This is a genomic window from Paraburkholderia franconis (genome assembly GCF_009362735.1).
Lineage (GTDB): Bacteria > Pseudomonadota > Gammaproteobacteria > Burkholderiales > Burkholderiaceae > Paraburkholderia > Paraburkholderia franconis.
The window spans coordinates 17,373-28,695 of sequence record NZ_WHNP01000076.1 but is presented as its reverse complement, the minus strand read 5'-3'; the positions used below and the strand labels follow the sequence as shown (position 1 = coordinate 28,695).

Annotated in this window: 10 protein-coding genes and 1 pseudogene; 9 read left to right on the top strand and 2 right to left on the bottom strand. The window is 60.7% G+C overall.

The window, feature by feature from the left end; translation table 11 throughout:
* Positions 1–225, bottom strand: a 225-nt coding sequence (locus GCT13_RS48780) for an acyl-CoA dehydrogenase N-terminal domain-containing protein (protein ID WP_193727885.1), incomplete at its 3' end; no start/stop codon positions are given.
* Positions 226–386: 161 nt separating this feature from the next.
* On the opposite strand from GCT13_RS48780, the gene GCT13_RS39505 reads away from it, so the two are divergent.
* Together GCT13_RS39505 and GCT13_RS39500 are read left to right on the top strand one after the other, a co-directional pair.
* A complete protein-coding gene (locus GCT13_RS39505; RefSeq protein ID WP_152767340.1) occupies positions 387–770 on the top strand; it encodes a BON domain-containing protein in 384 nt (127 codons plus the stop codon).
* 155 nt (positions 771–925) lie between these two features.
* Positions 926–1,279 (top strand): nitronate monooxygenase family protein, encoded by a 354-nt coding sequence (locus tag GCT13_RS39500; RefSeq protein ID WP_193727884.1) that lies wholly within the window; start codon positions 926–928, stop codon positions 1,277–1,279.
* Positions 1,280–1,399: 120 nt separating this feature from the next.
* Here GCT13_RS39500 and GCT13_RS39495 read toward each other — a convergent pair whose 3' ends face one another.
* Positions 1,400–1,645: a hypothetical protein gene (locus GCT13_RS39495; RefSeq protein WP_152767339.1), complete on the bottom strand. Its 246-nt coding sequence runs from the start codon at positions 1,643–1,645 to the stop codon at positions 1,400–1,402.
* 269 nt (positions 1,646–1,914) lie between these two features.
* Between GCT13_RS39495 and GCT13_RS39490 the strand changes: the two genes are divergently transcribed.
* The 7 genes and pseudogenes from GCT13_RS39490 to glgX all read left to right on the top strand — a co-directional run bounded on the left by GCT13_RS39490 (position 1,915) and on the right by glgX (position 11,154).
* The gene (locus GCT13_RS39490) at positions 1,915–2,385 is read left to right on the top strand and encodes a glycine zipper domain-containing protein (RefSeq protein WP_152767338.1); all 471 of its coding nucleotides are present in this window, start codon (positions 1,915–1,917) and stop codon (positions 2,383–2,385) included.
* A gap of 133 nt (positions 2,386–2,518) precedes the next feature.
* Positions 2,519–3,232, top strand: coding sequence for a hypothetical protein (locus GCT13_RS39485; protein ID WP_152767337.1), 714 nt, complete (start codon positions 2,519–2,521; stop codon positions 3,230–3,232).
* A 615-nt stretch (positions 3,233–3,847) separates the two neighbouring features.
* The gene (locus GCT13_RS39480; protein WP_152767336.1) at positions 3,848–4,843 is read left to right on the top strand and encodes a 2-hydroxyacid dehydrogenase; all 996 of its coding nucleotides are present in this window, start codon (positions 3,848–3,850) and stop codon (positions 4,841–4,843) included.
* Between the two features lie 99 nt (positions 4,844–4,942).
* On the top strand, positions 4,943–5,761 hold the full coding sequence (locus tag GCT13_RS39475; protein ID WP_152767335.1) for a hypothetical protein: 819 nt from the start codon (positions 4,943–4,945) through the stop codon (positions 5,759–5,761).
* A gap of 239 nt (positions 5,762–6,000) precedes the next feature.
* Positions 6,001–8,397, top strand: a complete 2,397-nt coding sequence (locus tag GCT13_RS39470; RefSeq protein WP_152767334.1) for a phosphoketolase family protein — start codon at positions 6,001–6,003, stop codon at positions 8,395–8,397.
* Between the two features lie 128 nt (positions 8,398–8,525).
* Positions 8,526–9,074: pseudogene (locus tag GCT13_RS39465) on the top strand (glycogen/starch/alpha-glucan phosphorylase); the annotation flags it as partial.
* Positions 9,075–9,138: 64 nt separating this feature from the next.
* The gene (glgX, locus tag GCT13_RS39460) at positions 9,139–11,154 is read left to right on the top strand and encodes a glycogen debranching protein GlgX (RefSeq protein ID WP_407670927.1); all 2,016 of its coding nucleotides are present in this window, start codon (positions 9,139–9,141) and stop codon (positions 11,152–11,154) included.
* The last annotated feature ends 169 nt before the right edge of the window (positions 11,155–11,323 follow it).

Genomic DNA, 11,323 nt, shown 5'->3' with positions numbered 1-11,323 from the left:
CAACTTTGCAATGTCTGCGATGCCGCTCAGCTCGCTGAGCACGAAAAGCATGTCTTTGACGGGGGCGGTGTAGCTCATGGTGATTCGTCCAATCAAGCGGTCGATGGATAACTGCCACGACGCCCGAAAAGGAAATGGCCAGGCGGTGACGATGCAGCCGATCGTACCGGCATCTGCCGTGCACAAGCTGTCCAAAGCTGCCCACGTACTGACAAATCCGGCCATCGCGAGCGGGCGCGCCCGTGCCGGCCCAGGGTTTTCACCCAGCCTCGATGGGCCTTCGGTAGGTGCCGGGCGTTCCGGAAGGCAGGTCAACCACGGCGGCGATGGTCGGTATCCGTCACGGCTTCTGATCCCCTTCACACAGACAACAACTGGAGCAAGCAATGAAAACAAATTGGGCGCTCGGGATTGCGGGCAGCGTATTGATCGCCTCGGCATCTGTTCATGCCTCGGCGCAGGCGGGCGCAAGCGACTTGAGCACCGCGTCGAACGGAACTGCGATCGCGGCCTCGGGCAGCATGTCGGCGAAAGACATCCGGAAAGCCGATCGCGCGCAGCGCCGCAAGGTCTACTCCGCGATCGTCACGCACAAGGAGATCAGCGCTGGCAACATCAGCGTCATCGCGAAGGCCGGCGCAGTGACGCTCGACGGAACCGTGGTCGATTCATCGCAGATCGACAAAGTGAGCGAGGTCGCGAGAGGCGTTCCGGGTGTCATATCCGTCACCAACAAGTTGACGGTCAAAAAGCCGTTTGGCGGGCAGTAACTGTCTCCGGCCTTTGGCTCTGGCCGGTTGGTGCGAGATCGCAGCACCATTGCGCCGGGCCTTGCGGCGATCCGAGACGGCCCGATGTGATGTCAGGGCGGGCGCTTAACGCCCGATCCATTTCTATCAACCGAACGATATCGCGGAGTTCTTCGATGACAGTTCCTGTCGCGCTGGGAAAGAACCTGAAGTTGCCCGCTATCGCGGCGCCGATATTTCTGGTATCCGGTCCGGAACTCGTCATGGCGATCTGCCGGAGCGGAGCGATCGGCACCTTTCCTGCTCTGAACCAGCGCACCACTGAGGGGTACGCGCAATGGCTGAGTACGATCAAGATGGGACCTGGTCCGAACGACGCCGCGTTCGGTGTCAATCTGATCGTCCGCAAGACCGACCGGCGGCTCCCTCCTTTCGGTTTATTCAACGCTTGCCCGCACGTCCCGTCGCGCGCTTCCGGGCCTGCTGACATGGACAGGCGTCGAACAAACCTCACCCGCCGCTCGACGTGATCACGCGAATGGTCGTTGCAGTTTTGAAGTCCGCCGTCGAGGCCGCGCTGGGTCGAATGGCGGGAGTGGGTCCGAGATCAGTCTGATGGCCTGGATCGCACACTCAACTCGCTCGCTAGCTCAAACATGCGGATAAGGAATGCGATCGTCCTGCGCGATGTGGCCGGACCGCTCGCGCCGCACACCACGGATATCAAAAGCGCAACGTAACGTATCGGGATTCGACACTGACGCATGCCGTTTTTTATCAAACGAAACGATCACGGCCATTATTCGGTGAGTCGGTACACCGAGTATTTGCATCAAAAGCGCGATGAATGTTCTAACATCATATTGAGTCGACGCCGCAGTCCGCTGCAAACCCATTTGCAATTGCCATCAGCCCAGACAGGGCCGATTAGTCGGGACCCATGTCGTACCGTCTGAAGGAGTGGCCATGTCCCAGCGACGAGCCAAGGTTTCGGGCAGTCGACAAAAGCGGGAACAGTCTGCATCGCAGTTTCGCATCTTCCTCAAAAGATCTTCCATGAGGCGCGACACGTGCCGTCGCCCCGAATCGACTTGCGAGATTTCTACCGCTAATTCAGCGGACCGAATAGACTAGGTGAGAGCACGCCACCACACAGGGGGCTCTTATGAACGCCTTAAGGATTTACCACATTAGCGCTATCGCGGCGCTGCTGTGTTGCCAGTCTCTTGCGCAAGCGCAGCCCGTCGCCTATCCGGCCAAAGGCCAAAGCGCACAGAAACAGCAGCAGGACGAGGGACAATGTGCTTCGTGGGCCAAGTCGAAAACCGGCATTGATCCGACAGCTGTCGCCGCAACACCTCCGCCTCCGTCCGGACCTGCGGTAGGTGGCGGAGAGCGGGTTGGCGGCGCCGCTCGAGGCGCGGCGGGTGGCGCCGTCATCGGTGCGATTGCGGGCGACGCAGGTAAGGGCGCCGCCGTTGGCGCGGTCGCAGGAACGATGGGTGGCGGGATGCGTGCGCGCCAGAACCAGCGGAACGCGCAGGCCAACGCTGAGGCGCAGAAACAGAACGCCATGGGCGCATGGAACCAAGCCTATTCTGCGTGTATGAGCGGACGTGGATACACGATGCACTGATGAGTGGCGAGTAACCGAGGCACACAAGCCTCTACATGTCGTCCTAGGTCTCCCAGACGACTGTAGTTCGGACACCGCTTTTTCGTGATGCTGACGCCCTCAATCGGGCTCGGCGCAGCTTGCCGGGCGGCCCATGACGAATCCACTACGCCGATTGCGTCAGATCGTAGAGGCACTCTCCGCGGGTTGCCTGTTACTCGCCCTCAACGCATGTGCAAACAGTGCTCCGTCGTCTACGCGTGTTGATGATGCGCCGTTGCGCGCCCGTGCCGTGACGGCAGAAAGTCACGGTGTACGGGTAAGCGCCGCCGTGCTGAGTGCCGACGACGACGAGCGCATGTTCGGTACCAACCTGAACATAGCCGACGTGCAACCGGTCTGGATCGAGGTGACGAACAGAACGTTGCTTTACTTATGGATGTTCCGCACCGAAAACGGCGAGGGTTATTACTTGCCGTTCGAGTCCGCGTGGCCAGTACATACGCGACCCGGCGGAGCAGCGAAAGTGCACATCGACGACCGGCTCTATAAAGCGTCTTTCAAGAATCCGATCCCGCCGGGCGGCACTCATGTAGGAATCCTTTTCACTAACCGGGTTGAAGGACTCAAATTCTGCAATATCGATCTGTCCGGTGATACCGAAGTCTTTCATTTCTCGCTCTTTTTGCCCGTGCCGGACGACGACGAAAATTTCGAAAAAATCCGCTTCCTTGACGCTGGGGGCGGCTCTTCGGTGAAGACTATCCCCGAAATCGCTGCGTCGGAGTGTGCCGAAATCCCATGTCCGCCAAAACGGCATTCGCCCGGTTCTGTGGACCAGGCGGGCTTTTCTCGAAAGGCCAGATGAGCCAAAGCCCAAAAGCGCCCGCAGGAAGCTGGCGCTAATCCGCCGTCACCTGGGCAAGTTAAAGCCATTGAAGGGCGGGTTACACCCCACAGCCCCAAACCACGGACCGTCTGAGCTGAGAATTCGATTTGTGCGCACTCTATTTTTCGACCGAAACGGCCGCGTGGACAGTACAGGTGGCGGCGATATTTCCGGATATCCGAATACGATCGAATGACCTTAGGTCCTTGACCTCTGAAGCCGCCGCGGGCCTGGTGGCGTCTCCAACAACGATTGAAAGGTGGGGCGCCTGATTATTTCTCGCGTACCGGTCCTCGGGAAACTGACCATATGTGGGAAGCTCGAATGACCGCGGCGGCTGAGATGCCCGGACAGGGCGTCTGGCAGCTTTCGTGAAGGTTTGTTGGACGCCTGACATTACGCGTAACCGTGCACCAAGGACGCGGGCATTGGACCAAGGTCCCATATCATCCCGCGCGCGCGTGATCTAGTCTTTCCAGTGACCATCCTCTGCCCTGAAATTCCCACGACACTCTCACGCAGCCTTTGGGCAGGGCGTGACGCGCGCCGTGGTTCTGGCTTTTATCGCGATTATCCGGAGATCGGAGGCACGCCATGGAGATCGCCATTTTCAGCTCGACGCCTTATGAGCGCCGCTATCTCGACGAGGCCAACGCGAACGCGCATCACAGGCTGAATTTCTTCGAAGTGCCGCTGACGGCCGAGTCAGCAAGTCTTGCAACCGGCTGTCCCGCTGTCTGCATTTTCGTCAACGATCGCGCGGACGCCCAGGTGCTGGAAGCCCTCCAGCAAGGCGGCACGCGGCTGGTGGCGCTGCGCTGCACCGGCTTCAACAACGTCGATCTGGAGGCGGCGGCTCGACTCGGGATGAAAGTCGTTCGCGTGGTCGACTACTCGCCGAACTCCGTCGCGGAACATGCGGTGGCGCTGCTGCTCGCGATCAACCGGAAAATCCATCGCGCGTACAACCGGACGCGGGATTCGAATTTTTCGCTCGACGGCCTGATCGGTTTCGACCTGACGGGCAAGACGGTCGCTGTGGTCGGCACCGGCAAGATCGGTCGCGTGTTCGGGAAGATCATGCTCGGCTTCGGCTGTGAAGTGATCGGCTACGATCCGATGCCGTCGCGGGAGTTCGAGGGGCTGGGCGCGCGTTACGCGGCCCCCGGTGAGATCGGGGAAAGAGCGGATGTCATTTCGCTGCACTGCCCGCTGACGCCGGCGACGCACCACATTATCAACGCTGAAACGCTATCGCGCGCCAAGCCCGGCGCGCTGCTGATCAACACGAGCCGCGGCGCGCTCATCGATACGGAGGCCGTCATCGAAGCCCTCAAATCCGGTCAGTTGGGCGGCCTCGCGATCGACGTCTACGAGCAGGAGGCGAACCTGTTCTTCAGGGATCTATCGAGCGTCGTAATTGCGGATGACCTCATCCAGCGACTGGTCTCCTTTCCGAATGTAATCGTGACGGGGCACCAGGCGTTTCTGACGCGGGAAGCGCTGACCACGATCTGCGAAACGACGCTGCAAAGCGCAACGGCATTCGAGCAAGGCCAGGCGCTCGAAAACGAAATCAAGGCCCCGTGACTCGCGCCTGCCGCATGTGCGGCGGCGCATTCATCAGCTTGGAAGCCGGTTCGGTCGGGCGGCGCGTTCATACGAATGGAAGCAGAGGAGACTCCCTTCATGCGCGGATACTACGGATGCATCGCCGCCCTGACGTTCGTCGCGACGTTCGCACAAGCGTCGGACGCTGCGCCGACGCGAAGCGATGCGGACGACCACTGGCAATTCGCCGTGGCGCCATACCTGTGGCTGCCATCTGTGGACGGCACGATGCGCTTCTCGCTGCCTGGCGGCGGCGCCGATGCTTCCACGGGCCCATACGATTATCTGCAGAACCTCAAATTCGCTTTCATGATTCAGGGCGAAGCGCGCAAGGGCGACTGGAGTTTCTTCGCAGACGGGATCTATCTGAACTTCGGGCGCCACGAGAGTTCGGTCAATGCGACAAACGGCCTGTTCGGGCCGCGCGAAACCCAGCAGAGCGTTGAAACGAGCTTTCGCGGCACGCTGGTCGAAATCGGTGGCGGACGCACGGTGATGCGGCAGTCGTGGGGCTCCGTCGATGCGATCGTGGGGATGCGCTATCTCGGTGTGAAGGGGACACTCGACGCGACAGCCGTCTCGACCACGAGCACCGGCGTGGGCGCGAACCCGCAACTAGACGTATCGCAGGTGCAGAACATTTTTGACGGATTCGCGGGCGTTCGGGGACGCGTGTCAATCACGGGCGACGGCCGCTGGTACGTGCCGTTCTATCTCGATCTGGGCGCCGGAACGTCGAAGTTCACATGGCAGGCGATGACAGGGCTCGGCTACGCGTTGAAGTGGGGTGACGTCAGTCTGACGTATCGGTATCTCGCCTTCTACGGCTCGGGCGATCAGCTCGTGCAGACACTGCGCTTCAGCGGTCCGAGCCTGAATGTAATCTTCCGGTTCTGAATGCGCGGCGTCTGGAAAATTGGTGCCGCGCACAACGAATCGACGGATGAACGGGGCATACATGACGAAAATGACCGTTTGTACGTCAACTTGAAATGCACGCGCGGTAACGTATTCTGGCTTGTTGTACACATATTTCCCTTGGCAACACTACGGATGTTGTGAGACCGCCCACTGGCGCGAAGCGGCCCGGCAGATTCACTGAAGCGCCAACGCAGCCACCCGAAGGAGAGGTCGATATGGACACGCACTCCTCGTCAGACGCTTTGCAGCAAACTCCCCTGAGCTCGGACGAACTTCGGCTGATCGATGCCTGGTGGCGGGCATGCAACTATCTGTCCGTCGGCATGATTTATCTGATGGACAATCCGCTGCTGCGCGAACCGCTGAAGGCCGAGCATGTGAAGCAACGCCTTCTCGGGCATTGGGGCGCGAGCCCGGCGCTGTCGTTCGTGTGGGCGCATTTGAACCGCGTCATCAGGCGCGACGATCTCGATGTGATCTTCATGGCGGGCCCAGGGCATGGTGCGCCCGGCGTGCTCGGCCCTGCGTATCTCGAAGGCACTTACTCGGAGGTGTATCCCGACAAGAGCGAAGATGTAGAAGGCATGCAGAAGTTCTTCAAGCAGTTTTCATTTCCCGGGCATATCGGCTCGCATGTGACGCCCGAGACGCCCGGCTCGATCCATGAGGGAGGCGAACTGGGCTACAGCCTGTCGCATGCGTACGGCGCGGCGCTCGATAATCCCGACCTGATCGTGACGTGCGTCGTCGGTGACGGCGAGGCGGAAACGGGACCGCTCGCCACCGCGTGGCATTCAAACAAGTTCGTCAATCCGGCGCGCGACGGCACCGTGCTGCCGATTCTCAACCTGAACGGCTACAAGATCGCCAACCCGACGGTGCTCTCGCGCATCAGTCACGATGAACTGGAGGCGCTGTTTGTCGGCTATGGATACACGCCGTATTTCGTCGAAGGGTCGGACCATATCGAGATGCATCAGAAGATGGCGAGCACGCTCGATGTAATCGTGGCGGAGATCCGCGCAATTCACGAGAAGGCGTGCGCGGGCGGCGATGTCGAGCGGCCGCGCTGGCCGATGATCGTGCTGCGCACGCCCAAAGGCTGGACGGGCCCCAAGACGATCCGTGGCCACAAGGTCGAAGGCTCGTGGCGCTCGCATCAGGTGCCGTTCGCCGACGTGCGCGGCAACCCTGCGAACCTGGAATTGCTGGAAAGCTGGCTGCGCAGCTACAAGGCCGAAGAACTGTTCGATGCCGACGGGCGGCTGATTCCCGAACTGAAAGCGCTCGCCCCTGAAGGGCCGCGCCGCCTCAGCGCCAATCCGCACGCCAACGGCGGCATGCTGCGCAGGGAGTTGAAGCTGCCCGATTTCCGCGACTATGCGGTGGACGTGACACAAGCGGGTAAGGTGCTGCAAGAGAACACCAAGCCGCTCGGGGAATTTTTGCGCGACACGATGCGCGAGAACATGCGCACCTTCCGCGTGTTCGGCCCCGACGAAACGGCGTCCAACCGCCTTCAGTCGATCTACGAAGTCAGCAAGAAGGTTTGGATGGCCGACATGCTGCCGGAGGACGAAGACGGCGGAGAACTCGCGCGTGACGGCCGGGTGATGGAGATTCTGTCCGAACACACGCTGATGGGATGGCTCGAAGGCTATCTGCTTTCGGGGCGGCACGGTTTCTTCCATACTTATGAAGCGTTCGCGCATGTGATCGATTCGATGTTCAACCAGCACGCGAAGTGGCTCGACATCTGCAAGAACCACGTGCCGTGGCGTGCGTCGGTGTCGTCGCAAAACATCCTGCTGTCGTCGACGGTGTGGCGGCAGGATCACAACGGTTTCTCGCATCAGGACCCGGGCTTCATCGATCTCGTCACCAACAAGAGCCCGTCCGTGACGCGCGTCTACCTGCCACCCGACGCGAACACGCTGCTTGCCGTGGCCGACGAATGCCTGCGCTCGACCGACTGCATCAACGTGATCGTCGCAGACAAGCAGAAGCACCTGCAATTCACCACCATCGACGAGGCCATCGTGCACTGTGCGAAGGGACTTGGCGTGTGGCGGCGCGCGAGCAACGACGAAGGCGAAGAGCCCGATGTCGTGATGGCCTCCTGCGGCGACGTCGCGACCCAGGAGGCGCTTGCGGCCACTGCCATCCTGCGTGAGCGGCTGCCCGAACTCAGGCTGCGCTTCGTGAACGTCGTCGATCTCTTCAGGATGCAGCCCGCGAGCGAACATCCGCATGGCTCGACCGAGCGCGAATTCGACAGCCTCTTCACGGTAGACAAGCCGGTGATCTTCAACTTCCACGGCTACCCGTGGCTGATTCACAAGCTCGCCTATCGGTTCCGCAATCACGAGCATCTGCACGTGCGCGGCTACAAGGAGAAGGGCAACATCAACACACCGCTCGAACTGGCGATACTGAATCAGGTCGACCGCTTCAATCTGGTGATCGATGTGCTCGACCGCGTGCCGCGTTTGCAAGGGCGGACCGCGCATCTCAGGGAAGACATGAAGAACGCAATCATCAGCAACCTGAACTACGCGCACACGCATGGCATCGACCGCGCGGAGATCACCGACTGGGTATGGCCGGATTGAACGCCGCCCGATAACTGGAGGGGTACACCATGGCCGCCGACACGATCGACAGCGCAACCCGCAACGGCGATCCCGCGCGTAGCGGGCTGGATGCCGATGCGCTGCGGCGCGGCGCGGCGTGCTGGCCAATCTATCCGGCCGCCGATCTGTCGGAGCAGATTTCAACGGCCGGCAAGGAAGCGTCCGGCACCGGCAACATGAAATTCATGATGAACGGCGCCATCACGATTGGAACGCTGGACGGCGCGAATGTCGAGATTCGCGAAGAAGCGGGCGATGAAAACCTCTTCCTGTTTGGCCTGACTGCCGAGCAGGTGGAGCATGTGAAGTATGACGGCTATCGTCCTGCGCAATACGCCGAAAACAACGCGGAATTGCGCGAGACACGCAACCTGATCGCGGACGGATATTTTTCGCGCGGCGACAAGCAGGTGTTCCGTCCGCTCGTCGAGAACCTGCTGCAATCCGATCCGTTCCTGGTACTTGCCGACTATGGCGACTACGTGACGTGTCAGGAGCGCGTGAGCGCGGCGTGGCAAGACCCGGCGCGCTGGACTCGCATGTCGGTTCTGAATACGGCGCGCTCTGGGAAATTCTCCTCGGATCGCGCGATAAGCGAGTACTGCGAGCGCATCTGGAAGATCTCTCCTGTGAGAATCGACCTTGACCGAAGCTGATGCCGAACCGGTCCAGCGTTATGTCGTACGCGCCGGATCACGCTTTCCGCCAGGCGCGACCGTGGTGCCTGAAGGTGTCAACTTTTGCATCTTCTGCCGGCATGCGACGCATGTCGAACTGTTGCTGTATGAAGCGCCGGATAGCACGGAGCCGTTCCAGGTCGTCGTGCTTACGTCCGAGCACAATCGCTCGTTCTTCTATTGGCACGTACTGGTCGAGAATCTGGCTCCGCACGTCTTCTACACGTGGCGAGTGAACGGGCCGCGTGATACTCAAAACACTGGGTATGCGTTCGACGTTCGCCGCGAACTGCTTGATCCGTTCGCGCATGCGGTAAGCGACATACTCTGGGACCGGCGCACGGCCATCGAATTGGCGGACGTCGCGAACGCGGTTTACCGCGCGATCGTCGTCAAATCCACGGCTGCGCCGCGCTTGCCGGTTGCGCGTGGTTTCGATCAAGCGATCATTTACGAACTTCACGTCGGCGGCTTTACACGCGATCCATCGAGCGGCGTTCGGCATCCCGGCACATTCGACGGACTGATCGAAAAGATTCCATATTTTCAGCAGCTCGGCGTGACGCACGTCGAACTGCTGCCCGTGATGGCGTTCGACGAACAGGACGTGCCCGCCGCAGTGGCCGCGCGCGGTCTCGTCAACTACTGGGGCTACAGCACGCATAGTTTTTACAGCCCGCATCCGCACTATTGCGTCGATCCGGCGAACGCCGTGAACGAATTTCGCGCGATGACGGACGCCATGCACGCGGCGGGAATTCAGGTGTTGCTCGACGTGGTCTTCAATCACACAGCGGAAGCGGGTGAGTTGGGACCCGTCATCAACTTCAAGGGGTTCGCCAACGACATCTTCTATCAGCACGATCCCCGCGATGCACGCCGCTATCTCGACTACACCGGCTGTGGGAACACGGTGAACTGCAACCATCCGCTCGTGACGGCGTTCATCGTGCATTGCCTCGAATACTGGGTCGAAGAAATGGGCGTCGACGGCTTCAGGTTCGATCTTGCCAGCGTCTTCGCGCGCGACCGGCATGGCGAACTGATGACCGATCCGCCACTTCCATGGGCGATCGAATCGTCGCGCATCCTGTCGCGCGTGCCGCTGATTGCGGAAGCGTGGGATGCCGCAGGCCTCTATCACGTCGGGGCGTTTCCGGGCATGGCGTGGGCGGAATGGAATGGACGTTACCGCGATGTGATTCGCCGCTTCGTGCGCGGTGACGCCGGGATCATTGGCGCAGTGGCAACCTGTATCGCAGGAAGCGCGGATCTTTACGCGGACGACGGCAGATTGCCGGGCAATAGCGTGAACTTTGTCACCTGTCACGACGGCTTTACGCTATACGACCTTGTCAGCTACAACGGCAAGCACAACGAGGCCAACGGCGAAGAAAACCGCGACGGCTCGAGCGACAACCTGTCATGGAACTGCGGCGTGGAAGGCGAAACGGATGACGCGGGAATCGTTCAACTGCGAGGCCGTCAGGCCCGCAATCTGATGGCCATACTTTTTCTGAGCCAGGGCGTGCCGATGATGCTTGCGGGCGACGAAGTACTCCGTAGCCAGCACGGCAACAACAATGGCTATTGCCAGGACAATGCGCTTTCGTGGTTCGACTGGCGTCGGGTCGAATCCGCATCGGAGATGCTGCGGTTCATGCGCGAACTGATCGCGCTGCGCAAGCGTCACGCGAGTCTGCGCCGGCGGCGCTTTCTGACAGGGCGACCTGTGCAGGGCCACACGCACCCGGACATCGCATGGCACGGCGAACGACTGCATGAGCCCGAGTGGCAGAATCCACGAGCGCGGCTTCTCGCATTTACCCTGGGCGGTGAAGATCCGGGAGAGGCGCTCCTTCATGTGGTCCTGAACATGGACGATTCGGCATGTCATGTCGCGCTTCCCACTGTCCTCGACGGAAGACGCTGGCACCGGATCGTCGATACCGCGCGGAGCAGCCCGCATGACATTGTTCCGGCGCCACGCGAGGCAGCGACTGAGTTGGATCACTGCTTGATACAGCCGCGCACGGTCGTCGTGCTGGAAGCGGACTGAATTCTCCGTAAGCGAACAGGCGCGCTCCCGTCGTGCAGCGTGAATTTCGTTTTCGCGCGGCTCGTTTCGCAGGTCCGCGTTTAGTTCCGGGTGAGACCGGTCACTCGCGAATCGCTGAACTGCGAATGGTCGACGCGCTCTACATCCCCGACGTTCACGAAGGGCTTTC

What these genes read in the sequence shown, in the direction of transcription:
- GCT13_RS39485 (WP_152767337.1), top strand. Translation starts at nt 2,519, where the DNA reads ATGACGAATCCACTACGCCGATTGCGTCAGATCGTAGAGGCACTCTCC.
- GCT13_RS39470 (WP_152767334.1), top strand. Translation starts at nt 6,001, where the DNA reads ATGGACACGCACTCCTCGTCAGACGCTTTGCAGCAAACTCCCCTGAGC.
- GCT13_RS39475 (WP_152767335.1), top strand. Translation starts at nt 4,943, where the DNA reads ATGCGCGGATACTACGGATGCATCGCCGCCCTGACGTTCGTCGCGACG.
- GCT13_RS39495 (WP_152767339.1), bottom strand. Translation starts at nt 1,645, where the DNA reads ATGGGTTTGCAGCGGACTGCGGCGTCGACTCAATATGATGTTAGAACA.
- GCT13_RS39500 (WP_193727884.1), top strand. Translation starts at nt 926, where the DNA reads ATGACAGTTCCTGTCGCGCTGGGAAAGAACCTGAAGTTGCCCGCTATC.
- GCT13_RS39505 (WP_152767340.1), top strand. Translation starts at nt 387, where the DNA reads ATGAAAACAAATTGGGCGCTCGGGATTGCGGGCAGCGTATTGATCGCC.
- GCT13_RS39480 (WP_152767336.1), top strand. Translation starts at nt 3,848, where the DNA reads ATGGAGATCGCCATTTTCAGCTCGACGCCTTATGAGCGCCGCTATCTC.
- GCT13_RS39490 (WP_152767338.1), top strand. Translation starts at nt 1,915, where the DNA reads ATGAACGCCTTAAGGATTTACCACATTAGCGCTATCGCGGCGCTGCTG.